The sequence below is a fragment of the Ornithinimicrobium carbonis genome (assembly GCF_977012275.1).
This window is the reverse complement of sequence record NZ_OZ348993.1, coordinates 974,287-997,636: the sequence shown is the minus strand read 5'-3', so window position 1 is coordinate 997,636 and position 23,350 is coordinate 974,287. Positions and strand designations below refer to the sequence as shown.

The window sequence follows — 23,350 nt, the reverse complement described above, 5'->3', positions numbered from 1 at the left end:
CTGCCGGGTGTGAGGAGCCTTGGGCTGCAGTCGATCGGTGCCCTGGAGGGGGCCACGATCGGCTGCGTGGATCCAGGCTCCCCGGACGGTCGGGGCGGGGTCGCCGACGAGCTGACCACCGCCGGGGCGGCCAGCGGCCTGTGGACAAGTCACAACCGGCGATCTTCGATGCGGCCACCATAGGACGGGTGGACCTTCCAGCCCTCGCCCGTCGTCAGCACGGAGTCGTCAGCCGTCGACAGGCGCTCGCGGCCGGCATGTCGGCCAAGCAGGTCCGCTGGCGACTGCACCGTGGCGCCTGGCAGGCGATCCACCCGGGCGTCTACCTGACCAACACCGGCACCGTGACCTGGCACGCGAAGGCGTGGGCGGGGTTGCTGCGCTGCGGGAGCGGCGCCGCCCTCGCGATGCAGTCGGCGTCGTTCGTCTGGCGCCTCGACAAGATCGAACCTCGGGGCCTCACCATCGCTGTTCCGAACGGCACCCGCTGCCGGGGGCTCACGGGTGTCACGGTGGTGCAGCGACGACGGTTGGAGACCCGGTCCGTCGAAGGGTTTCCCACGACCAGCCTTGCTCAGACGGTCATCGACCTCGCCGAAAGACCGGACAGCTCGCTCGACGACGCGGTCGCCCTGGCGGAACGTGCATGCCAGCAGCGGTCGCTGACCCAGTCGGCCCTCCTGGACGAGCTCGCCGCCCGCCGCGGCCACCGGTGGTCCCGCGAGCTGCGCCTGGCGTTCGGTGAGATCGGTGACGGCGCGGAGAGCCTTCCGGAGGTCTGGTACGCCACCCGCGTCCAGCAGCCCCACGGTCTTCCGGTCTTCGAACGTCAGGTCAGCGAGGACGACGGCTGCACCAGGACGGACCTGAAGAACAGGAGGCACGGCGTCAACGTCGAGATCGACGGCCTGCTGTGGCACGCCGGTGAGCAGTTCCACGGCGACCGTCGCCGGGACCGTCAGGCCGCGGCCCGTGGTGAGGTGACGTTGCGTATCAGCTACCTGGAGCTGGACCAGAAGCCGTGCGAACTGGCCGTCGACGTTGCCCGGACGCTGGCCGTCCGGGGCTGGACCGGCACGATCACCCCCTGCTCGATGGAGTGCGCCGCCCTCGCCCTGGCAGCGTCGTAGGCCGACCACCGCAGTCGATCAGGGCCGTGGGCGGGGCAACGATCGACTGCGTCAGGATCTGGGCCGTCCGGTGCCCCACGGCATACCCCACCCAGGTGCCGACCCGAAAACGATCGGGCGTAGTTTCGGAGCATGATCGTCAACGAAGACACCTCGGTCGACACCGCACACGAAGTGGGCCGCGGCCCGCGCACCGTCATCTGCCTTCCCGGCTGGTTCGGTTCGTCCACGGGCTGGGGCCAGGGCTTCCTGGGGGCCCTGGACACCGAGAGCTTCCGGTACGAGTTCATGGACTACCGCGGGTACGGCGAACGCCGCGGATCAGGCGGGCCGTACACGATCGACCAGATCGCCGCCGACGTCCTCGAGCTGGCCGACGACCTCGGCGTCAGGACCTTCTCCCTGGTCGGGCACTCGATGGGCGGCTCGGCCGTGCAGCGGGTCCTGGCCCTGGCGCCGGACCGGGTCGAGGCGGTCGTCGGCATCGCGCCCGTCCCTGCGTCGGGCACCCCGTTCGACGAGGAGGGGCGGCAGCTGTTCGAGAGCGCGGCCGGCGACGACACCGCGCGCGAGACGATCGTCGACCTCACGACCGGCAAGCGCCTCTCCGCACGCTGGATCGACCAGATCGTCAGGCACAGCCGCGCGCGCAGCGACGAGGAGGCCTTCGCCGGGTACTTCACCGCATGGGCCGACACCGACCACGCCGCCGACGTGCCGGTCGACCGGGTCCCCGCGCTGGCCGTCGTCGGTGAGCACGACGTCGCGGTCACCGAGGAGGGTGTGCGGGCCACCTGGGGCAAGACCCACCCCAGCTCGACGGTGGTGGTCATGTGCAACGCCGGGCACTACCCGATGTACGAGACACCCGTCCGTCTGGCCACGATCCTGGAGGAGTTCCTCGAGACGCACTCGGTGGCGGCCGGGAAGGACTGAAACGTCGGCAGCCGCCAGTCACGACTCCCGCCGGCCACGACGCCCGCCAGTGCGGAGCCGTGGGCCAGCGAGCCGGCGGGTGGATGTGGTCCAGCGAGCCGGCGCGGAGATGCGGTCGGAGGCGCGAGACGGTTCACCCCAGGAGGGCGCGCCCCGCCCGTGACGAAGGGGCGCGCCCTCGCGCACGGACGTCCGTCCCCCGACTCGACGGGGCTGCTGCCTGGGTGAGTGCAGCGCCCCGGCGACGTCCGTGCGGACCATGCGCGGGGAGTGGCTGGGGTGAAGGGATGAAGCACCACCTGCCTCCGCGTCAGGTCGTGACTCGACGCTACGCCGCGACAGGCAAAGAGAGGGTATGGAGCAGGTCTGGGTTTGGTCATGCATCTCGCCCGTGAGGTCGGGCGCCTTGGGCCTACCCCGTGTCGGCGGTCGGGAGTAGGTTGACCGCATGAGGGGATCGCGGGTGGGTGTCCTGCTGGCTGCGCTGCTGGTGGTGCTGGGGCTGGTCGTGCCGGGGGTCCTTCCGCCGGCGAGCGCTGCCGGTGAAGGGCCCTCCGCCGAACCCACCGTCGAGACGGCTGCGGCCGGTGTGGCGTGGTCCCGGATCGGCGGAGCCAACCGCTACGCGGTGGCGGTGAACATCTCGCGGTACCGCTTCGCCGATCCCTCCAGCGTCCGCTCGGTCTACCTCGCCCGCGGCGACGTCTTCGCCGACGCCCTCACCGCCGGTTCTCTCGGCGACGGCCCGGTCCTGCTCATCACCAACGCCTGCCGGTCCGTCCCCGCCGTCGTCCTGGACGAGATCGCCCGGCTCGACCCGGACCGGGTCGTCGCCCTCGGCGGGGAGGTGTCGGTGTGCGAGGAGCAGCTGGCCCAGGCGGCGGCCGGCCGGCCGACGGCCCGGCTCGGTGGGGCCGACCGCTTCGAGACCGCCGGCACGATCGCCCGGGCGGCCTTCCCGTCCCGGCCGGCCACCGTCTACCTGGCGAACGGCTCGATCACCCCCGACGCCGTCGTGGCCGGCACCCTCACCGACGGCCCCGTCCTGCTCACCTCGCGCGACGGCCGCAGCGTGCCCTCGGCCACCGCCGCAGCCCTCGCCCGGCTGAACCCCTCCCGGGTCGTCGCCCTGGGCGGCACCCTGGCCGTCTCCGACAGCACCCTGACCACCGCGGCCGCCGGTCGCCCGACCAGCAGGCTCGGTGGATCCGACCGATACGCCACCGCCCGCCTCGTGGCAGACCGGGCCTTCCCGTCCCGGACCTCTCGCGTCTACCTGGCCCGCGGCGACGGGGAGAACTTCGTCGACGCCCTCTCCGCCGGCATGCTCGCCGACGGCCCGGTCCTGCTCACCTCCGGGCCGTGCGACCGCCTGCGCTTCGGGCCCGCGGCAGAGCTGGCCCAGCGCACGCCCTCGCGCGTCGTCGCGCTGGGAGGACCGCTGGCGCTGTGCGACTCCACGCTGGTCGGATCGTCGACCGCCGCCCGCGGTCAGGTGGACTGCGCGCGCACCGCGTGCGTCGCGCTGACCTTCGACGACGGGCCCGCGAGCGGCACGTCGACCGTCCTGGACACCTTCGCCCAGAAGCGGGTGCCGGCGACCTTCTTCGTCGTGGGACGCAAGGTCGCCAGCGACGGGGCCATCACCCGCCGTACCTGGGTGGAGGGCCACGAGGTCGGCAACCACACCTACGACCACCCGCGCCTGCCCGACCTCACGCTGTCCGGTCAGCAGGCCCAGGTGGACCGGACGGACGCAGCCCTCCGGGCGATCGGCGTCCCCACCACCCGCACGATGCGCCCGCCGTTCCTCGCCTTCGACGCCAACACCCGCCGGCTCGGCAAGGCCGTGATCATGGTCGACACCAACCCCAAGGACTGGAACGGCCCCTCGACCCAGCAGATCCGCACCTTCATCCGCGACAACGTCCGCCCGGGGTCGATCGTCATTCAGCACGACACCGTGGCCAACACGGTGGCGGCCATGCCGGGCATCGTGGACGACCTGCACGCCATGGGCTACACCCTGGTCACCGTGCCCCAGCTGATCCCCGGCCTGGACCCCGGCGACCTCGTCTACAACCGCACCACCGTCCACGGCCCCGGCACCGCGGTGTCGATGCTCGACCCGGTGGAGCTGGACGACGGCCGGGTCCTGCCGCCGCTCGTCGACGAGTACGGCGTCCCCGGCCTGGCGCCCACCCTCACCCGCGAGGAGGTCCTCGGGCTCGACCCCTGAGGCGACCCCACCCTCACCCGTGAGGAGGTTCTCGGGCTGGGCCCCTGACCGTGCCCCGCGCGGGCCGGCCCGGGCTGCGGCAGACTCCGGGGTATGCAGCTCGCCCGGGTCATCGAGACCTCCACCACCGTCGCGGCGACCCGGTCCCGCCTGGCCAAGGTCGACGCCCTGGCGGAGGCGCTGCGGGAGGCCGCCGCCGCCGACCTGCCCGCCACCGAGCTGGAGCGGCTCGTGCGCACCACCGCCGACCACCTGGCCGGCACCCTGCCGCAGCGCACCGTCGGGGTCGGCTACCGGGGGCTGCGCGACCTGCCCGACCCGGCCGACGAACCGTCCCTGCAGATCCTCGAGGTCGACGACCTGCTCACCGCCATGGCCGCCCTGGCCGGCCCTGGGTCGGCCGGCGCCCGCGCGGCAGCGGTGGGCGAGCTGTTCGGCCGGGCGACCGCCGACGAGCAGCGTTGGCTGGTCGGCCTCATCACCGGGGAGCTGCGCCAGGGCGCCTCCGACGGTGTGCTGCTGCCCGCCGTCGCCACCGCGGCCGGTGTGCCCGAGGCCCTCGTCCGCCGGGCGGTCATGCTGGCCGGCTTCACCGGCCCGGTGGCCGCCGCCGCCCTCCTCCACGGCGAGGCCGCGCTCGCCGAGATCCGGCTGGAGGTCGGCCGCCCGCTGCGTCCGATGCTCGCCGGCTCCGAGCCCGACGTCGCCACCGCCCTCACCCACCGGCGCGACCCGGGAACCCCCGTGGCCGTCGACACCAAGCTGGACGGCATCCGCCTGCAGGCCCACCTGGACCGGGACGCCGAGGTCCCGGTACGGCTCTTCACCCGCTCCCTCGACGAGATCACCGACCGCCTCCCCGAGGTGGTCGACGCCGTCCTGCGCCTGCCCGCCGACCGTGCGGTCCTCGACGGCGAGGTCGTCGCCCTCGACGCCGACGGCCGGCCGCACCCGTTCCAGGTCACCGGCGCGCGCACCGCCAGCAGCGCCGACCCGCAGGCGCTGGCGGGCCGGACTCCGGTGACCACCTTCCTCTTCGACCTGCTCCACCTCGACGGCCGCGACCTGGTCGACGAGCCCGCGCACGTGCGCTGGGAGGCCCTGGACTCGCTGGCGCCGGAGCTCGTGGTCCCCCGCCTGGTGACCGCCACCGAGGCCGAGGCGACCGCGTTCTTCGAGGAGGTCCTCGCCGCCGGCCACGAGGGCGTGGTCGTCAAGGATCCCGACGCGCCCTACGCGGCCGGCCGTCGCGGCGCCGGCTGGGTCAAGGTCAAGCCCCGCCGCACGGCCGACCTGGTCGTCGTCGGCGTCGAGTGGGGCAGCGGCCGTCGCAGCGGCAAGCTCTCCAACATCCACCTCGCCGCCCGCCGCCCCGGCACCGACGAGCTGGTCATGGTCGGCAAGACGTTCAAGGGCATGACCGACGCCCTGCTGGAGTGGCAGACCGAGCGCTTCCTCGGGCTGGAGACCCACCGCGAGGGGTATGTCGTGCACGTGCGCCCCGAGCAGGTCGTCGAGATCGCCTACGACGCGGTGCAGACCTCGCGGCGCTACCCCGGCGGGATCGCCCTGCGGTTCGCCCGGGTGCTGCGCTACCGCGACGACAAGGGGCCGGCCGAGGCGGACACGCTCGACGACCTGCGGTGACGGGTCCGCGGGCGGCGGATGCGGCATACCCTCTGGTGCCGGCGGCCGATCAGGCGTAGCGTCGGTGCATGGGACGCCGGACGCTCCCAGGGGTGATCCTCCTGACGTGGGTGCTGGCCGTGGCGGGGATGATGCCAGCGGGCGGCACGGTGCAGCACGTCCCGGCGCAGGGGGCGCAGGGTGCGAGCGCAAGCACGGGCCAGGAGCCCGAGGCGGCCCTCGACGCGGCCGCGGACGCGACCCTGCAGGCCACGACCGTGGGACCGACCACGTCGCGGCTGGCCGGGACCGACCGCTACGCCTCTGCGGTGGCCATCTCGCGGTACGTGTTCGCCGACCCCTCCAGGGTGCGCTCGGTCTACCTCGCCCGCGGTGACGTCTTCGCCGACGCCCTGACCGCCGGGACCCTCTCGGACGGGCCCGTGCTGCTCATCAAGGGGTCCTGTGCGTCGATCCCCTCCGTGGTTCTGGCCGAGATCGCCCGCGTGACCCCCGACCGGGTCGTCGCCCTCGGCGGGCAGGCTGCCGTCTGCGACGCACAGCTGGCCCAGGCGGCCGGTGGTCGCCCGACCGCGCGGCTGGAAGGCGTCGACCGCTTCGAGACGGCGGCGACGATCGCCCACGAGGCCTTCCCGGCGGGGCCCACGACCGTGTACGTGGCGAACGGCTCGATCACGCCGGACGCCGTGGTGGCCGGGACGCTGCGCGACGGTCCGGTGCTGCTCGTCTCCCGCGACGGTCGGACCGTGCCGTCGGCCACCCTCGCGGCGATCACCTCGCTGGACCCCGACCGGGTCGTGGCGCTGGGCGGGACGCTGTCGGTGACCGACGCCGCGCTGATCTCGGCGGCGCAGGGGCGCGCGACCGCACGGGTCGGCGGGAGCGACCGGTACGCGACCGCCCGCCTCGTCGCCGACCGGGCCTTCCCGGCCCGGACGTCGCGGGTCTACCTGGCCCGGGGGGACGGGGAGAACTTCGTCGACGCCCTCTCCGCCGGCATGCTCACCGACGGACCCGTCCTCATCACCTCCGGCCCGTGCGACCGGGTGCGGTCCGCGCCCGCGGCCGAGCTGCGCCAGCGGGTGCCCGACCGCGTCGTCGCGCTGGGGGGCACGGTGGCACTGTGCGACTCCACGCTGGTCGGAGCCTCGCTCGCCGGCCGTGGAGCGGTCGACTGCGCGGTGACCGCGTGCGTCGCCCTGACCTTCGACGACGGCCCGGCGGCTCCGACCCCGACGCTGCTCAACACGCTCAGGACCAACCGCGTGCCGGCCACCTTCTTCGTCGTCGGCCAGATGGTCGACGCCCGGCCGGCGACCACGCGGCGCACCCACGTCGAGGGCCACGTGGTGGCCAACCACACGTGGGACCACCAGCAGCTGACGCTGCTGACCTGGGCCCAGCAGAAGTGGGAGGTCGACGTCACCGACGACGAGATCAACCAGGCCGGTGTCCCCGACACGACGATCATGCGTCCGCCCTACGGCTCCTTCGACGCCAACACCCGCGCGCTGGGTTTCCCGCTCATCATGTGGGACGTCGACCCGCGCGACTGGGAGGGCTGGTCGGCCGCGACCGTGCGCCAGCGGGTCGTCGACGCCGTCCGCCCCGGCTCGATCGTGCTGCAGCACGACCTGCACGCCAACTCCGTCGCCGCCGTGCCCGGGATCATCGCCGACCTGCACGCCCGCGGGTACACGCTGGTCACCGTCCCCGAGCTCGTCCCCGGCATGGACCCCGGAGACGTCGTCTACAACCGCACCAACGTCCGGACCTCCTCCGTCCCGGCCTCGCCGACCGACGTGATCGTCCTGGACGACGGCCGCGAGCTCGGCCCGGTGGTCGACGAGGCGGGCATCCCCGGCCTCGCTCCCGCGCTGACGGACGAGTAGCGCCGGCTGCCCGAGCCTCGAGCTCGACCACCGTGCACGGCTGTCGTGACCCACCGGTCGTCAGGACGACCGGTGGGTCACGACAGCGAGGTACATCGGTGCTGGTCGGGTCGTGACCAATCGCTGCAGATCACGATGCGCTCGCGGTCGCGCGTCGCGGTCGTGGCCCGCGGTCGCGCTCGCGGTCGTGGCCCGTGGACCGCGGCCTGGTCGACGGACGGGTTGCAGACGGTCGCGCCGCCCGACGCGCCCGGCCCTCAGACCGACCGGTAGCGCTCGTGCCGCGCCCGCAGCCGCTCCTCCTGCGGCACGACCAGCAGCTCGCGTAGGTGGGCCGCGGTCACCCCGACCACCCGCCGGCAGAACTCGGCCGGCTCCTCGGCCGCGTCGGGGTGCTCGGGGACGATCTCGTCGACCACCCCGGTGGCGCGCAGGTCCACGGAGCGTATGCGGTGCAGCTGGGCCATCTCGGGCGCGCGGTCCCCCGTGCGGTGGACGATCGCGCTGGCCCCCTCGGGCGGGAGCGGGGCGACCCAGCCGTGCTCGGCACACACCGTCCGGTCGGCCGGCATGAGCGCCAGCGCCCCGCCGCCGGTCCCCTCGCCGAGGACGACGGAGACGACCGGGACCTCGACGGTCGCCAGGGCCGCCAGGCAGCGGGCGATCTCCCCGGCCATCCCGCCGTGCTCGGCCTCGACGGACAGGTCGGCCCCGGGGGTGTCGACCACGGTGAGCAGCGGCAGGCCCAGCTCCTCGGCCAGGGCGAAACCGCGCTGGGCGACCCGCAGCGCACCCGGTCCGAGGTGGGCCGAGCGCTGGGTCTGACGGTCCTGCCCGACCAGCACGCACGAGAAGCCGGGGAAGCGGGCCAGGCCCATGATGACGGTCAGGTCCGACTCGCCGGAGTTCGTCCCCCGCAGCGGGATGAACACCTCGGCCTCGTGCCGCAGCAGCTCGCGCAGCCCCGGGCGGTCCGGCCGTCGGGTCGCCTGCACGGACGTCCACGCCGGCCGGGCGGCCAGCTCGTCCAGGTCGGGCTCGGTGCCGTGCTCGCCGACCGGCTCCTGCTCCCCGGTCAGCACCCGCAGGGCGTCCATCGCCACCCGTCGCAGCCCCGGGAGGGGCACGACGCCGTCGATGACGCCGCGGTGGGCGAGGTTCTCGGCCACCTGGACGCCCTCGGGGAAGGGCTCGCCGTGGATGATCTCCCGGACGCGGGGCCCCAGGAAGCCGATGAGCGCCCCCGGCTCGGCGATGGACAGGTGGCCCAGCGAGCCCCACGAGGCGAGCACCCCGCCGGTCGTGGGGTCGCGCAGGTACACCAGGTAGGGCAGCCCCGCCCGACGGTGGGCGGCGACGGCCTGGCCGATCTTGACCATCTGCACGAACGCCGGCGTGCCCTCCTGCATCCGGGTGCCCCCCGACGAGGGCGAGGCCAGCATCGGCAGCCCCTCGGCGGTCGCCCGCTCGAACGCCCGGGTGATGCGCTCGCTGGCGGCCGAGCCGATCGACCCGGCCAGGAAGGAGAACTCTCCCGCCGCGACCGCCACCCGCCGGCCGTCCAGCAGGCCCTCGCCGGTGAGCACGGCCTCGTCCACCCCGCTGCGCTCCCGCGCCCGGGCCAGCTGCGCGGCATACTCCTGACCGAGGTCCGGCTGCACCGGCTCGGTGTCCCACGACACGAAGGTGCCCTCGTCCAGGACGGCGTGGAGCACGTCGCGGGCGCTGAGCCGGGCCACGTCAGCCCTCCTGCAGCCAGGCGCGGACGGCAGGACCGTGCTCGTCGAGCAGCGGCGGGCTGGCGTGCTGGGTTGGGGTGGTCTCGGTGCCGTCGGCCGCGAAGAAGCGCAGCGGCGGGCCGGGCAGCCGGACCGGCCCCAGGGTGGGGTGATCGACGTCGACGAGCAGGCCCTGGGAGCGGGTCTGGTCCCACTCGTAGACCTCCTGCAGGTCGCGCACCCGCCCCGCGGGGACCCCGGCCTCGGCCAGCCGGGCGAGCAGGTCGTCGCCGGGGATCGACGCGAACGCCTCCTCCAGCACCTGGATCACCCGCTGGCGGTGAGCCACCCGTTCGCCGTTGGTCCGCATCCCCTCGGCGTCGGGATCCAGCCCGAACTCCGCGCACAGCCGCCGCCACAGGCTCTCGTTGCCGCAGGCCACCTGCACGGCCCCGTCGGCGCAGTGGAAGAGTCCGTACGGCGCGATCGAGGGGTGGTGGTTGCCCTGAGCCCGCGGCACCTCGCCGGCGACGGTCCACCGGGTGCCCTGGAAGGCGTGCACCCCCACGATCGAGGCCAGCAGCGAGGTCCGCACGACCTGCCCGCGCCCGGTGCGCTCCCGCTCCAGCAGCGCGGCCAGCACGCCGTAGGCGCCGTACATCCCCGAGAGCAGGTCCCCGATCGGCACGCCCACGCGCTGGGGGTCGTCCGGTCCGGAACCGGTCAGCGACATCAGCCCAGCCTCGCCCTGGGCGATCTGGTCATACCCGGCGCGCCCGCCCTCGGGCCCGTCGTGCCCGAACCCGGAGATCGACAGCACCACCAGGCGCGGGTTGAGCTCGGCCAGGTGGTCGGGGGCGAACCCGAGCCGGTCGAGCGTGCCGGGACGGAAGTTCTCCATCAGCACGTCCGCCCGGCGGACCAGCTCGGTGAGCACCGCCCGGCCGTCGTCGGACTTCAGGTCGAGGGCGAGCGACTCCTTGTTGCGGTTGCACGACAGGAAGTACGTCGCCACGTCCGCCCCGTCCGACCCCGGCACGAACGGCGGCCCCCACGAGCGCGTGTCGTCGCCGGTCCCGGGCGTCTCGACCTTGATGACGCGCGCGCCGAGGTCGGCCATCATCATCCCCGCGTGCGGCCCCGCCAGGGCGCGGGTCAGGTCGACCACGACCGTGCCGGCGAGCGGTCCGCCCCTGCTCCCGGGGTATGCGGTGGGGCCGGCGTCGCCGGTCGTGCTGGCGTGGTCGGCGGTGGGCCGTGCGTCGTCGTGGGGGGACGGCGGGCCGTCCGTGGTGGACGGGTCGGCGTCGTCCTGGGTCCGGTCGGTCATCGACGCTCCTTCGCGCGGGCGGTCACGGGTCTGGTCCCACCCAAGCAGGTGGGCCGACGGGACCGCGCGCGCAAGGTGTCATCGGGTTCCCGCCGCATTTCTGGCAAGTCTTGCCCACGGGCCCCCGGCCGTGCCGCCCTAGCCTGGGGTGCAGCGGTGCTGCATACCCCGCGGTCCGTCGTCCATGTGCGCGACGGTCGCGTCCGCGGTCGGTCCGGCACCCGTCCGACCCGTCAACGAGGAAGGTGTGAGGTCATGCCCGACCCCATCGAGGTACGCAAGGTCCCGATCCACTCCGTGAGCGACGCCACCGAGTTCACCCGGCTGCTCGACGACGGCGTGCTGGAGGCCGACCGGGTCCTGGCCATCATCGGCAAGACCGAGGGCAACGGCGGGGTGAACGACTACACCCGCATCATCGCCGACCGGGCCTTCCGCGAGGCGCTGATGGCCCGTGGCGTCGACCAGGAGAAGGTCAAGCAGATCCCGATCGTCTGGTCCGGTGGCACCGACGGCGTCATCAGCCCGCACGCGACGATCTTCTCCACCGTCGACCCCTCCACCGTCGAGGCCACCGACGAGCCGCGGCTGACCGTCGGCATGGCGATGAGCGAGCCGATCCTGCCCGAGGAGATCGGCCACATGGGCATGGTCGACAAGGTCGCCGACGCGGTGAAGGTCGCGATGGAGAAGGCCGGCATCACCGACACCGCCGACGTGCACTACGTGCAGACCAAGACGCCGCTGCTGACGATCGACACGATCCGCGACGCGCACAGCCGGGGCGAGGACGTGTTCACCGACGACACGCTGACCTCGATGGACGTCTCGAACGGGACCACCGGGCTCGGGATCGCCAAGGCGCTCGGTGAGGTCACCGACCTGTCCGACGCGGACATCATGAAGGCCCGCAGCAAGTACTCCGCGGTCGCCTCGTGCTCCTCCGGCGTCGAGCTGGACCGGGCCCAGGTGGTCGTGGTCGGCAACGCCCGGGGGGTCGGCGGCCGCTACCGCATCGGCCACTCGGTGATGGAGCACGCGCTCGACCAGGACGGCATCTGGAACGCGATCAAGGACGCCGGGCTCGAGCTGCCCGACCGCCCGCACCGCGACGACATCCAGGGCCGGCTCGTCAACGTCTTCCTCAAGTGCGAGACCAGCGGCGACGGCAAGGTCCTGGGCCGCCGCAACGCCATGCTCGACGACTCCGACGTGCACTGGCACCGCCAGATCAAGGCGGCCGTCGGCGGCGTGACCGCGGCCGTGACCGGCGACCCGGCCGTGTTCGTGTCGGTGTCGGCCGCCCACCAGGGCCCCGAGGGTGGCGGCCCCGTGGCCGCGATCGTCGACCTGGGTGAGGAGCCGACGGGCTACGTGCCGCCGGCCGACTGAGGTCCCGGGGTGTCGCCCGACCAAGCTCGCGGGCGGCCGCCCGACCGAGCCCCAACCGAGGCCCGGGGCTGAGCCGGCCGCAGCAGCGCCCCCGCACCGTCCGGTGCGGGGGCGCTGCCGTGTCCGGTCCGGGGGGAGGGCCTGCCCGCCGGTCACGGTCACGTGGCGGGGGGTGTCGTCCGGTCCGAGCAGGGGTCTCGTCCAGTTTGCTCGAGGGCCGATCACGTTTCCGCAGGTCACGCTCTGCCACAGGCGGGCAAACCGGACGACACCTCGCGGGACGGGGGCTCGGCGCCTGGCCGACGACCCACTCTCAGCCGGTTCTTGACAGGTGCCCGGGTCGCGACCAGTGAAAACGCCGTCGCGCCGGTGAAGAACCGGCTAAGAGTGCCGGGCAACGCAATGTCCGGGCGGCCCCGCTCACACCTGCGGCGCCTGCTCCACGAACCTCGTCGCCCGCTCGTACACCCTCGTCAGCCGCAGCAGCCGGTCGTCCGACCACGGCGCCCCCACGAGCTGCAGCCCCACCGGCAGGCCCTCGACGAACCCGCCGGGCACCGACACCGCCGGGCACCGGGTGGCCGAGATCACCGAGCACGAGCGCATCCACTCGACATAGGTCTCCAGCGTCACCCCGTCGATCTCGCGGGGCCACTTCTTCTCGGTCGGGAACGGCATGACCTGCACCGTGGGGGTGAGCAGCAGGTCCCAGCCGTCGAACCACTCGCGCACTGCGGCGTCCAGCCGGCCCCGGGCCTCGGCGGCGGACATCAGCTGCTCCGCGCCCAGCTCCAGGCCGCGCCGGACGTTCCAGACGACGTCCTCCTTGACCATCCCGTCGTCCAGGTGCTCGCGCACGATCCGCCGCAGCCCGGTGGCCATGTCGAAGGCCCGGGTCACGTCGAACACCTCGTCGGCGTCGACCAACCGCGGCGCCGACTCCTCCACGGTCGCGCCCAGCGAGGCCAGCACCTCGGCCTGCTCGAGCACGGCGCGCCGGACCTCGGGGGCCACCGGCACGCCCACGCCCAGGTCGAGGCTCACACCCACCCGCACGCCCGACAGGTCGGCCGGCCCCTCGTCGTCGAGCAGCGCCGCGAACGCGCTCCCCGGCACCCGGCTGGCCAGCGAGCTGCCCGGGTGCGGACCGGCGACCACGGACATCCCCAGCGCCAGGTCGTCGACCGACCGGGCCATCAGCCCGTTGCGGCTCAGCGTGGCGTCCGGGTTCGGCGCCGGCACCATCGGCACGACCCCGGGGCTGGGCCGCAGCCCCACCACGTTGCACCAGGCGGCGGGGTTGCGCAGCGACCCACCCATGTCGGACCCGTCGGCCAGCGCCTGGATCCGGGTGGCCAGCGCCGCCGCCGCCCCGCCGGAGGACCCGCCGACGGACCGCTCGGTGTCGTACGGGTTCCCGGTCGCCCCGAACAGCGGGTTGAAGGTGTGCGACCCGGCGGCGAACTCGGGCACGTTGTTCTTCCCGGTCGCGATCACCCCGGCGTCCCACAGCCGCTGGACGATGAGGTCGGTGTGCTCCGGCACCTGGTCGGCCAGCACGGGCGAGCCCATGGTGGTCCTGATCCCGCGGGTGGCCAGGGTGTCCTTGTGCGTCATCGGTATGCCGTGCAGCGGCGCGAGCGCGCCCCCGCCGGCTGCGGTGCGGTCGGCCTCGTCGGCGGCCGCCAGGGCCCGCTCGGCCTCGATGGTGACGACCGCGTTGACGACCGGGTTCACCGCCTCGATCCGGGCCAGGTGCTCCTCGACGACCTCGCGGGTGCCGACCTCGCGGGAGTGCAGCAGGTCGCGCAGCTCGACGAGCCCGAGCTCGTGCAGGGCGGTGCCGGTCATCGGTCGTCCTCCTCGGTGGTGGTGCGGGGCGGTGCCGGACGCTCGGTCGCAGCCCCGCTCGTCCCGGCGCCCGGACCCTCACCCGGCCCGCGTCCGTCCCAACTCTCCTGGTCCTCGGCGAACTGCCCGGCCAGCGGCATGTCCACGTCGAGCAGCCGCTCCTCCTTCGGCTTCATCGAGTACAGCACGATCGCGATCGCCGCGGCCGGCACGATGCCCGAGGTCATCAGTGCCGCCACGTTCTCCGGCAGGTTGGCCGCGATCTCCGGCCGCCAGGCGAAGCCCTGCCCGACGACCACCGAGACGGCGATGATGATGAGGTCGTTCTGGGTCAGCGGCCGGGTGGTCAGCAGGCTGATGCCCGCGGAGATGATCATCCCGAACATCACCACCGCCGCGCCGCCGATGACCGAGGCCGGGATGACCGCGATGATCATCGCCAGCTTGGGCACGAACCCGGACAGCACGAGGAAGACCGCCCCGACCGTCACGACGAAGCGGCTCATCACGCCGGTGAAGGCGACGAGCCCGACGTTCTGCGAGAACGAGGTGTTCGGCAGGGCGCTGAACAGCGCCGCGAGTGCCGTCCCGACACCGTCGCCCATGAGGCCGCCGCGCATCTCCTGCGTCGTCGGCTGCCGCTGGTCGCCGGCCTTGGTCAGCGCCGAGATGTCGCCCACGGTCTCGATCGAGGTGGCCACGGCCATCGCACCCATGGCGATCAGCGCCGCGGCGGGGAACTCCAGCCCGAACTGCAGCGGCTGCGGCACGGAGAACCACGCCGCCGAGCCCACCCGCCCCCAGTCGACCATCCCGAGGGCGGAGGCGACGGCATACCCCGCGACGATGCCGATGAGCACCGCGGCGGCGCCGACGAACCCGCGCCCGAACCGGTAGAGCAGCAGGATCGCCACGAGCACGAAGGTGGCCACGCCGAAGTTGCGCAGTGACCCCAGGTCCTCGGCACCGGCGCCGCCGGCGAACAGGGTGATCCCGGTGGGGATGAGGCCGATGCCGATGACGAGCACGACGATGCCGGCCACGATCGGCGGGAAGAACCGGCGGATCCGGCTGAACACGGCGCCGAAGAGGACCTGCACGACCCCGGCGAACAGCGCGCCGCCGAAGACCGCCGCGAGGCCGTACTGCTGGGCCAGCGGGATGGAGACGACGAGGAAGCCGAAGCTGGTGCCCTGCACGATCGGCAGGCGCGCGCCGACGGGGCCGATGCCCATCGTCTGCACGAGCGTGGAGATGCCGGCCACGAGCAGCGCGACCTGGACGAGGAAGGCGGTGTCCTCGGGGCTGGCGCCGATGGCGGTGGCCAGGATGACCGGGATGGTCACGTTGCTGGCCATCATGACCATGACGTGCTGCAGGCCCAGCGGCACGGCGCGCCTCAGCGGCGGCCGGTCGTCGAGCCCGTAGCGGACGGGGGAGGGGGCGGTCGTGGACACGGAGGGCCTCTCGGGACGGCGTCGTCGCGCGGGACGGGGTGGGGTGTGCGGAGGGTGCGGGTCGCGGGTGCGGTGAGCCTGCGTCGGTCGGTGGGGTGCGGAGCAGGGGGTATGCGGCCGCGCGCCGGGGGCGGGTACCTCCGGCGCGCGGGTCCGGGCTCAGGCGGAGGGTACCCGCGCGGCCAGGGCGGTCAGCGCCTGGACGAACACGTCGGCGGGCGGGTTGACCAGGCCGGCGCCGACCTGGCCGGTGCCGGGGACCTTGCCGGCCATGCCGGTGTTGATCTGCGGCAGGACGCCGGTGCGGGCGACGGCGACGGCGTCGATGCCGATCGGGGCGCCGCGGAACTCCAGGATGGGGACCTGCAGGGAGGGGTGCTCGCCGAGGGTGATCTCGTACATCGTCCGGGTGGTCGTCAGCGCGAAGTCGACGTCGCCGCCCACGAGCCGCACGATGGCCGGGGCGGCCGCCATGACGAAGCCGCCCATCCCGGCGGTCTCGGTGATCGCCGAGTCGCCGATGTCGGGGTTGGCGTCCTCCGGGCCGAACGACCCCAGGAACAACCCCTGCGGCGTGTCGGCCGGCGCGGTGAACCACTCGTCGCCGGTGCCGGCCAGCTGGATGCCGAAGTCGGTGCCGTTGCGCGCCATCGTCACCACGACCGAGGAGCCGGGGACGTCCTTCGCGGCGGCCATCGCCAGCTTGCAGGCCGGCATGACGAGGTTCAGCGCGAAGTGGTCGTTGGCGCCGACGAAGCGGCACACCTCGGCGATGTCCGCCTGGTCGCGTCCGCCCACCTGGGCCACGATGTGCGGCAGCAGGTCGCGCAGGAACATCAGCGTCGCGCTGCGGTTGCGGTTGTGGCCCTCGTCGCCCATCTGCAGCATCTGCGAGAGGTAGGCCTTGATGTCGACCGGCCCGTGCCGCTCGACCGCCTCGGCCAGCACCGGCCCGAGCACGTCGCGCATCCACTCCAGGCGGGTGACGACCTCCTCGGAGTAGGCGCCGTAGCGCAGCACCTTGCCGAGGCCCTCGTTGAGCGAGCAGTGGGACACGTTTCCGTGCACCGGGTCCCGCAGCTCGAAGACCCACATCGAGGGGGAGACGACCCCGGCCATCGGGCCCACCGCGCCACGGCTGTGGCACGGCGCGAGGGTGATGTCGGGCCCGGCCAGCTTCTCCTCGGCCTCCTCCGGCGTGCTCGCCAGGCCCTCGAAGAGCATCGCGCCGATGAGGGCGCCGCGCATCGGGCCGGACGCGCGCTCCCAGGTCAGCGGCGGACCGCTGTGCAGGAACTCGCCCCGCTGCAGGCCGAGCACCTCGCTGGCCGGGGCCACCCGCACCAGCTCGGCCTCGGCGGAGGTGATCCGCTCCAGGGCCCGGGCGTTGGCCTCGGTCAGCCGCGGGTCGGCCAGGACGGTGGTCAGCGCCTCGGCGGTGCCCTCCATCGGGGGCCGCCACTCGACCTCGCTCACGGGGACGACCTGGTCGCGCAGCGCGGTGGCGAACAGCTCGGCCCCGGCGCTGACGACGGACGGCTCGGACTGCAGCAGACCGCGGAGCGGGGCGTCGTGCTGGGTGGTCATCGGGTACCTCCGAGGTGGGCGAGCGCCGCGCGGGTGGCGGCGGCGTTGGACGTGAGGACCTGGGCGCCGGCGGCGGCGAGCGCCTCGGCGCAGCGCTGCAGCCCCTGCGGGTCGGACTCGGTGCCGACGAGCGAGACGACGACGGGCAGCTGCCGGCCGTCGGCCTCGGCCGAGGCCCGTGCCTCGGCGATCGCGGCGGCCAGGTCGCCCGCCGGGTCAGGGTGGGCACCGTGGCCGAGCACGAGGTCGAGGAGCAGCACCCCGCAGGTGGGGTCGGCGCCCTGGGTCCGGATGCTCTCCAGCCGCAGCGACGGGTCGATCATCGGGTGGGCCCGCCCCTGGGTCATCTCGTCCTCGCCGAAGTCGACGACCGCGTGACCGGTGAGCGTGTCGTGCCCGGAGACGTGCGGGGCGCCCTCGAGCGGGATGTTGGAGGCGATCGGTCCGAGCGCGTCCTCGGCGATGATCATGGCCTCGTCGGCCAGGGTGCCCCCGCAGAAGAGCCCACGAAGGTGGCCGCCGGTGCTCTGGGCCGGCTCGTCGCCGCTCGCCGGCGCACCGCCGGGGTCGGCGGACCCGCCGCCGGGCGCGGCGGCATACCCCTTGGTCCCCCAGGAGGGCCACGGGTCCGGCACCGTCGCGCCCGCGTCGCGCAGGGTCTGCTCGGTCGCCGCGGTGAGGTCGGGGCGGCCACGCCCGAGCGTCGCCCAGGTGACGGAGATCCCCAGCTCGGCGGCCAACGTCTCGAGCTCGCCGACGACCTCCTCGGCGGCCGGCTTGGAGACGATGACGACGTGCTCGGTGGCCTCGTCGGCCGACAGCGCCCGGAGCGCCTGCTTCGCTGAGCGGCCCCCGACCGCGGCGGACAGGTCGCGCCCGCCCAGGCCGAGGCAGTGGCTGATCCCCTCGCCGGCCAGGTCGAGGAGCGACATCACCTGCTGGGCACCGGTCCCGGAGGCGGCGACCATGCCGATCCGCCCCGGCCGGACGACGTTGGCGAACCCCATTGCGGCCCCGTTGACCACGGCCGTCCCGCAGTCAGGCCCCATGACGAGCACGTCCCGGTCGGCGGCCGCGTCCTTCAGCGCGATCTCCTCCTCGAGCGGCACGTTGTCGCTGAAGAGCATCACCGACAGCCCGGCGTTCACCGCGTCCAGGGCGTCGAGCGCGGCGTACTGCCCGGGCGTGCTGACCAGCGCGATCCCGGCGGAGCTGCGCCGGGCCGCCGAGCCGATGGTCCTCGGGGCGACCTCGGTGGCCGAACCCTGGGCGCGCGAGCGGTCGTGCAGCTCCTGCAGCACGGTCGTCAGCATCGCCCGGCCGGCGGCGACCGAGTCCTCGTCGTCCCCGCGCAGTGCGACGACCAGGTCGTTCGGGCCGGCCTCGGCGGGGACGTCGAACCCGACGTCGCGCATGAGCCCGAGGTTGAGCTCGGTACCCATGCCGATGAGCGCGTCCTGCACACCGGGTGCCGTCCGCACCCGCTGGGACACCTGCATGAGGGTCACGGAGTCGTGGTAGGCACCACGACGGATCTCGACCGAGTCAGTCACGACGTTCCTCTCGTGGGGACGGCCGTCGGGTCGACGGCCGGTGCTGCATCAAGGGGGGTGTGCGGTGTGGCCAGGACCGTGGCCAGGCCCAGCAGGAGGGCGGCGCCGGAGGTGTGGCCGACGGCGGCCACCTCGGCGGCGAGGGCCGCCTGCCGGTGCTCGTCGGCCCCGGCGTGCCAGGCGCGGAGCAGCGCGACGACGGGCGGGACGGCGTACCCGGCGGCGGCGTGGCGAAGGAGGGTGGCCGACAGCGCGGTCGTGCGGCCCAGCAGGGGGGCGAGCGCCCGCTCGAGGGTGGCGCGCTCGTGCTCGGCGCCGGTGGCGCGCAGGCCGAGCAGCAGGCCGCAGAGGACGTCGTCACCGGCGGGGGTCAGGCCGGGTCCGAGGCCGACGAGGTCGTGGGCGGGGCGTCCCAGGTCCTGGGCGACGTCCTGCGCGAGGGTCGTCAGCAGGGGGCCGAGGTCGTCCTCGATCGCGGTGCGACCGGCCAGCGCGGACAGGGCGGTCGCCCGGGCGGCGGGGGAGAGCGTGGGGGACGGGACCCGCTGGGGGCGCCAGGTCCGTCGGACGACCAGCCCGGTGTCGCGGGCCAGCACCCGGCCGCCGCCCACCGTGACCTCGTCGCCGACGGTCAGCCGGAGGGCGTCCAGGTCGGTGCGGTCGGCGACCCGCAGACCGCCGGGCAGGGCGAGCGCCCCGGGGGCGAGCAGGGGGAGGACGTCCTCGTCGCGGTGCAGGTAGACGGCCACGTCGAAGACCGCGACGACCCGCGCGGGGACGGGCCGGCCGTGCAGCCATCCGGGGGCCAGGGTCGACGCCGCGGCCGGGCGGAGGGCCTGCCCCGGCCGGCTCTCAGGCACCGTGGCACCGGGGCGGACGCCCGGGCCGGCGGTCGGCGTCGGGGCGCTCGCGACGGCGGCGCTGGCGCTGACGGTCGGCATCCGGCCACGATATTCAGGCCGTGCCACTTGCGTTGCCGGTCATTCCTGACAACGATCCGGGCATGGATCGTCAAGTCTCGCCCGTATCGCCCTCCCCGGGTCCTTCGGGCATGTCCGTCCGCGAGGTGCTCACGCTGCCCGTCATGCAGGGCACGACGGTGCTCGCCGGCGCGGAGGGGCTGGACCGGCTGGTGGGCAGCGTCAACGTCATGGAGGTCCCGGACGTGCTGCCGTGGGTCCGGGAGCGCGAGCTGCTGCTCACGACCGGGTACCCGTTGCGGGCGCACGTCGAGACGGACATGGCCGCCTGGATCGCCGACCTCGACGAGCACGGGCTGGCGGGGCTGGCGATCAAGCTGGCCCGCTACGTCGACGAGCTGCCGGCCGAGGCGCTGGCCGAGGCCGACCGCCGCGACTTCCCGGTGCTCACGCTGCCGGGCGACGTCGGTTTCGACGACGTCATCAACCAGGTCCTCACCATCGTCATCAACCGGCGCGCGGACACCCTCGCCCGGGCCGAGCAGGTGCTGCAGGACCTCGTGGGCGTGGTCATCGCGGGCGGCGACCTCGACCAGGTGTGCCAGGGGGTGGTGCGCCACCTGGCCCGCACGGCGCTGGTGACGACGATGGACGGCCGGGTGCTGGCCCACGCCGGCGACCTGCCCGCCCGGTGGGCCGACCTGCCCGGCTTCGACCCGACCGGCCGGTTCCTGGTGGAGACCGAGGTGCCCGGGGTGTCGGCCCGCTTCGACGGGGTGCACCGGCTGGTGGCCCGGGTGACGGGCGCCCGGACCGACCTGGGCCGGCTCGTCCTGCTGCGGGAGGACGCCTTCACCGCCGACGACAACCACGTGGTCGGTCAGGCCACGACGGCCGCCGCGCTGGCGATCACCAAGCAGCAGGCGGTGGCCGCGGTCGAGGGCAAGTACCGCGCCGACTTCCTGCGCGACGCCCTCCTCGGCCGGGCCGGCGACGCCGAACGGGTGGCGGCGCACGCGGCCGAGCTGGGCTGGGACCTGCGCCGCCCGCTGGCCGTCGTCGTCGCCGAGGCCGAGGAGGCCCCGGACGACGACCCCGTGTCGCGGACGCTGCCGGAGCGCTTCCGGGCGGCCTGGGAACGGGTGGCCGGGGCCGACGACGAGACGGCGGCCGTCGCCGGGTTCAGCCAGGAGGTCGTCGTGCTCCTGGGCGTCCCCGAGCAGCTGGACCCCGCCGGCGTCACCGAGCGGGTCCGGCTCATGGCCGGTCAGGTGCACGGGCGGGGCGGGGGCGGCCGCCGCGCCTTCGCCACGGGCGTCTCGCGGACCATCACCGCGCTGGAGGACCTGCCGCGCGCCTACGCCGAGGCCCGCAAGGCCGTCCAGGTCGGCCGCCGGCTGCACGGGGCCCGGGCGATCACCCACTTCGACGCCCTGGGGGTCTTCCGGCTGCTCTCCCAGGTCGAGGACCGGGACGAGCTGGCCAGCTTCGTCACCGAGACGCTGGGGCCGCTCGCCGACGACCTCTCCGAGGACGCGGAGGACCTGCGCACGACCCTGACCGTGCTCCTCGACAACAACCTCAACGTCGCCTCGACGGCCCGGGCGCTGCACTTCCACTACAACTCGCTGCGCTACCGGATCGGCAAGCTCGAGCGGATGCTCGGCCCGTTCATCACCGACCCCCGGCTGCGGTTCGCCATCATGCTGGCCCTGCAGGCCCGTCAGCTCGACCACCACTGAGCCGAACGAGCCCGACCACCCCCGATCCGACCACCACCGAGCCGACCACCGAGCCGGTCGCCACCGAGCCGGCCACCACCGAGCGTGCCCCCGTCCCCCTCCTGAGCCGCACGCCCGCGCGGCGGCGGCGGCGCCGCATACCCCTCGGGCAGACTGTGCCCGACAGCACCCGAGGCAGACGTCAACGTGTGCCGATTCTCCGGAGGCTCACGCCCGCCTAGTGTCATGCGTCACAGAGGCGTGCTCACCGGTGAGCCGGTGGCCCGTGACCCGCCTCACGGACGAAGGAGTGGCAGTGTCGGCATTCGGTTGGAAGCTTCACGGGGACGGGAGCACGCCCAGGCCCGGGGCGGTCGTCGCCCCGGACGAGCGGTTGAGCTGGCCCAAGACGATCGGTCTGGGGGCCCAGCACGTGGTGGCCATGTTCGGCGCCACGTTCGTCTTCCCCCTGATCATGGGCCTGAACCCCCAGCTCGCGATCATGATGAGCGGTATCGCGACGATCGCGTTCCTGCTCATCGTCCAGGGCAAGGTGCCCTCCTACCTGGGCACCTCGGCCGCCTTCGTCGGCGGTGTGGCCGCCGTCGTCGCCCAGGGCGGCACCCCCCAGCAGGTGACCGGCGCGATCCTCGTCGCCGGCTTCGTGCTGACCCTCACGGGCATCTTCATCCACTTCGTGGGTGCGGCGACGCTGACCAAGATCCTGCCCCCGGTCGTCACCGGCGCGGTCGTCATGCTCATCGGCTTCAACCTGGCCCCGGTCGTGGCGGACATCTACTGGCCGCAGGACCAGTGGATCGCGCTGGCCACGATGACCGTGACGATCCTGCTGGCCACCGTGCTGCCCGGGTTCTGGGGCCGCGTCTCGGTCCTGCTGGGCCTGATCTTCGGCTACGTCGCCTCGTGGCTGGCCGACGTCCTCACCGGCCCGATCACCGCGTTCAACGCCGGCACCGGCGAGGTCGACACGCACAACCGGGTCAACTGGGACGGCGTGGTCGCCGCCCCGTGGTTCGGCCTCCCGCCGGCCACCGACAACGCCGCCGGTGTCGTCGGCTGGCACCTGCCCGACATCGAGCTGACCTTCGTGCTGCTGATGATCCCGGCCGTCGTCGCCCTCGTCGCCGAGAACGTGGGCCACGTCAAGGCGGTCGCCGAGATGACCGGCCACGACCTCGACCCGGTCATGGGCCGCGCGGTCGCCGCCGACGGCATCGGCACCATGCTGGCCACGTCCGTCGGTGGCTCGCCGACCACGACCTACGCCGAGAACATCGGCGTCATGGCCTCCACCCGCGTCTACTCGACCGCCGCCTACTATGTCGCGGCGCTGGTGGCGATCCTCTTCGGCCTCTCGCCCAAGTTCGGCGCCCTGGTCTCCGCCGTCCCCGGCGGTGTGCTCGGCGGGATCACCGTGGTCCTCTACGGCATGATCGGCCTGCTCGGCGCCAAGATCTGGGTGGAGAACCGGGTCGACTTCTCCAAGCCGATCAACCTCGTCCCCGTCGCGGCGGGCATCATCATCGCCATCGGCGACACCTCGCTCGCGGTCGGCGACTCGTTCGCCCTCGCGGGCATCGCCTTCGGCACCATCGTCACGATCGTGGCGTACCACCTGGTCCGCGTGCTCATGCCGGCCTCGATGAAGGACGAGCAGCTGGGCACCGCGACCTTCGCCGACCCGCCCGGCAACCAGAACCTGGAGAACCTCGGCCTGGCCGACGACTACGGGCTCTACGGCCACCGGGTCCTGGGCCGCACCTCCGAGGGTCACCTCATCGTGGAGGAGCGCCCGGCCGAGGTCGACCCGCTCGACCGCCCGGACGACGGCGGTCGCCGACCCTGACACCGGACGGGCCGGGTGCCGACGGGCACCCGGCCCGCACCCGTGGAGGGGGTATGCAGCGGCGCGGGCGACCGCATACCCTCGCCTCCCCGGACCGTACCGGGGTCCAC

15 protein-coding genes are annotated in these 23,350 nt (G+C 73.9%); 8 read left to right on the top strand and 7 right to left on the bottom strand.

From position 1 onward, the window contains the following. Positions 1-188 precede the first annotated feature (188 nt). From ACWHYA_RS04565 to ACWHYA_RS04545, 5 genes are all read left to right on the top strand, one after another. Positions 189-1,130 carry a type IV toxin-antitoxin system AbiEi family antitoxin domain-containing protein gene (locus tag ACWHYA_RS04565; protein ID WP_425942879.1) on the top strand — a complete coding sequence of 314 codons (942 nt, stop codon included), beginning with the start codon at positions 189-191 and terminating at the stop codon, positions 1,128-1,130. 132 nt (positions 1,131-1,262) lie between these two features. Then, the gene (locus ACWHYA_RS04560) at positions 1,263-2,066 is read left to right on the top strand and encodes an alpha/beta fold hydrolase (protein WP_425942880.1); all 804 of its coding nucleotides are present in this window, start codon (positions 1,263-1,265) and stop codon (positions 2,064-2,066) included. Between the two features lie 448 nt (positions 2,067-2,514). Further along, positions 2,515-4,305 carry a cell wall-binding repeat-containing protein gene (locus ACWHYA_RS04555; protein WP_425942881.1) on the top strand — a complete coding sequence of 597 codons (1,791 nt, stop codon included), beginning with the start codon at positions 2,515-2,517 and terminating at the stop codon, positions 4,303-4,305. Positions 4,306-4,398: 93 nt separating this feature from the next. Continuing rightward, a complete protein-coding gene (locus ACWHYA_RS04550) occupies positions 4,399-5,952 on the top strand; it encodes an ATP-dependent DNA ligase (RefSeq protein ID WP_425942882.1) in 1,554 nt (517 codons plus the stop codon). Between the two features lie 68 nt (positions 5,953-6,020). Next, the gene (locus ACWHYA_RS04545; RefSeq protein ID WP_425942883.1) at positions 6,021-7,844 is read left to right on the top strand and encodes a cell wall-binding repeat-containing protein; all 1,824 of its coding nucleotides are present in this window, start codon (positions 6,021-6,023) and stop codon (positions 7,842-7,844) included. A 257-nt stretch (positions 7,845-8,101) separates the two neighbouring features. On the opposite strand, the gene ACWHYA_RS04540 is transcribed toward ACWHYA_RS04545, so the two are convergent. Both ACWHYA_RS04540 and ACWHYA_RS04535 read right to left on the bottom strand, forming a co-directional pair. Then, positions 8,102-9,583, bottom strand: coding sequence for a carboxyl transferase domain-containing protein (locus ACWHYA_RS04540; protein WP_425942884.1), 1,482 nt, complete (start codon positions 9,581-9,583; stop codon positions 8,102-8,104). Position 9,584: 1 nt separating this feature from the next. Beyond that, on the bottom strand, positions 9,585-10,892 hold the full coding sequence (locus tag ACWHYA_RS04535; RefSeq protein WP_425942885.1) for a CaiB/BaiF CoA transferase family protein: 1,308 nt from the start codon (positions 10,890-10,892) through the stop codon (positions 9,585-9,587). A gap of 255 nt (positions 10,893-11,147) precedes the next feature. Here ACWHYA_RS04535 and ACWHYA_RS04530 point away from each other — a divergent pair, with 255 nt between their 5' ends. After that, on the top strand, positions 11,148-12,284 hold the full coding sequence (locus ACWHYA_RS04530) for a barbiturase (RefSeq protein WP_425942886.1): 1,137 nt from the start codon (positions 11,148-11,150) through the stop codon (positions 12,282-12,284). Between the two features lie 420 nt (positions 12,285-12,704). Here ACWHYA_RS04530 and ACWHYA_RS04525 read toward each other — a convergent pair whose 3' ends face one another. The 5 genes from ACWHYA_RS04525 to ACWHYA_RS04505 all read right to left on the bottom strand — a co-directional run bounded on the left by ACWHYA_RS04525 (position 12,705) and on the right by ACWHYA_RS04505 (position 19,673). Beyond that, positions 12,705-14,135: an amidase gene (locus ACWHYA_RS04525; protein ID WP_425942887.1), complete on the bottom strand. Its 1,431-nt coding sequence runs from the start codon at positions 14,133-14,135 to the stop codon at positions 12,705-12,707. Then, a complete protein-coding gene (locus ACWHYA_RS04520; RefSeq protein WP_425942888.1) occupies positions 14,132-15,592 on the bottom strand; it encodes a uracil-xanthine permease family protein in 1,461 nt (486 codons plus the stop codon). Before ACWHYA_RS04520 ends, ACWHYA_RS04525 begins: the two co-directional genes overlap by 4 nt. Positions 15,593-15,751: 159 nt before the next feature. Beyond that, a complete protein-coding gene (locus ACWHYA_RS04515) occupies positions 15,752-17,179 on the bottom strand; it encodes a YlbE family protein (protein WP_425942889.1) in 1,428 nt (475 codons plus the stop codon). Then, a complete protein-coding gene (locus ACWHYA_RS04510; protein ID WP_425942890.1) occupies positions 17,176-18,732 on the bottom strand; it encodes an FdrA family protein in 1,557 nt (518 codons plus the stop codon). Before ACWHYA_RS04510 ends, ACWHYA_RS04515 begins: the two co-directional genes overlap by 4 nt. Continuing rightward, positions 18,729-19,673 carry a DUF2877 domain-containing protein gene (locus tag ACWHYA_RS04505; protein WP_425942891.1) on the bottom strand — a complete coding sequence of 315 codons (945 nt, stop codon included), beginning with the start codon at positions 19,671-19,673 and terminating at the stop codon, positions 18,729-18,731. The genes ACWHYA_RS04510 and ACWHYA_RS04505 overlap by 4 nt, the downstream gene beginning before the upstream one ends. A gap of 110 nt (positions 19,674-19,783) precedes the next feature. Here ACWHYA_RS04505 and ACWHYA_RS04500 point away from each other — a divergent pair, with 110 nt between their 5' ends. Together ACWHYA_RS04500 and ACWHYA_RS04495 are read left to right on the top strand one after the other, a co-directional pair. Next, complete coding sequence (locus ACWHYA_RS04500) at positions 19,784-21,394, top strand: PucR family transcriptional regulator (protein WP_425942892.1); 1,611 nt, start codon at positions 19,784-19,786, stop codon at positions 21,392-21,394. A gap of 295 nt (positions 21,395-21,689) precedes the next feature. Next, positions 21,690-23,240, top strand: coding sequence for a uracil-xanthine permease family protein (locus ACWHYA_RS04495; protein ID WP_425942893.1), 1,551 nt, complete (start codon positions 21,690-21,692; stop codon positions 23,238-23,240). Positions 23,241-23,350: the final 110 nt, after the last annotated feature.

Coding starts and splice junctions, on each gene's coding strand:
- ACWHYA_RS04545 (WP_425942883.1), top strand. CDS start 6,021: ATGGGACGCCGGACGCTCCCAGGGGTGATCCTCCTGACGTGGGTGCTG.
- ACWHYA_RS04500 (WP_425942892.1), top strand. CDS start 19,784: ATGTCCGTCCGCGAGGTGCTCACGCTGCCCGTCATGCAGGGCACGACG.
- ACWHYA_RS04515 (WP_425942889.1), bottom strand. CDS start 17,179: ATGACCACCCAGCACGACGCCCCGCTCCGCGGTCTGCTGCAGTCCGAG.
- ACWHYA_RS04550 (WP_425942882.1), top strand. CDS start 4,399: ATGCAGCTCGCCCGGGTCATCGAGACCTCCACCACCGTCGCGGCGACC.
- ACWHYA_RS04535 (WP_425942885.1), bottom strand. CDS start 10,892: ATGACCGACCGGACCCAGGACGACGCCGACCCGTCCACCACGGACGGC.
- ACWHYA_RS04505 (WP_425942891.1), bottom strand. CDS start 19,673: ATGCCGACCGTCAGCGCCAGCGCCGCCGTCGCGAGCGCCCCGACGCCG.
- ACWHYA_RS04525 (WP_425942887.1), bottom strand. CDS start 14,135: ATGACCGGCACCGCCCTGCACGAGCTCGGGCTCGTCGAGCTGCGCGAC.
- ACWHYA_RS04555 (WP_425942881.1), top strand. CDS start 2,515: ATGAGGGGATCGCGGGTGGGTGTCCTGCTGGCTGCGCTGCTGGTGGTG.
- ACWHYA_RS04560 (WP_425942880.1), top strand. CDS start 1,263: ATGATCGTCAACGAAGACACCTCGGTCGACACCGCACACGAAGTGGGC.
- ACWHYA_RS04530 (WP_425942886.1), top strand. CDS start 11,148: ATGCCCGACCCCATCGAGGTACGCAAGGTCCCGATCCACTCCGTGAGC.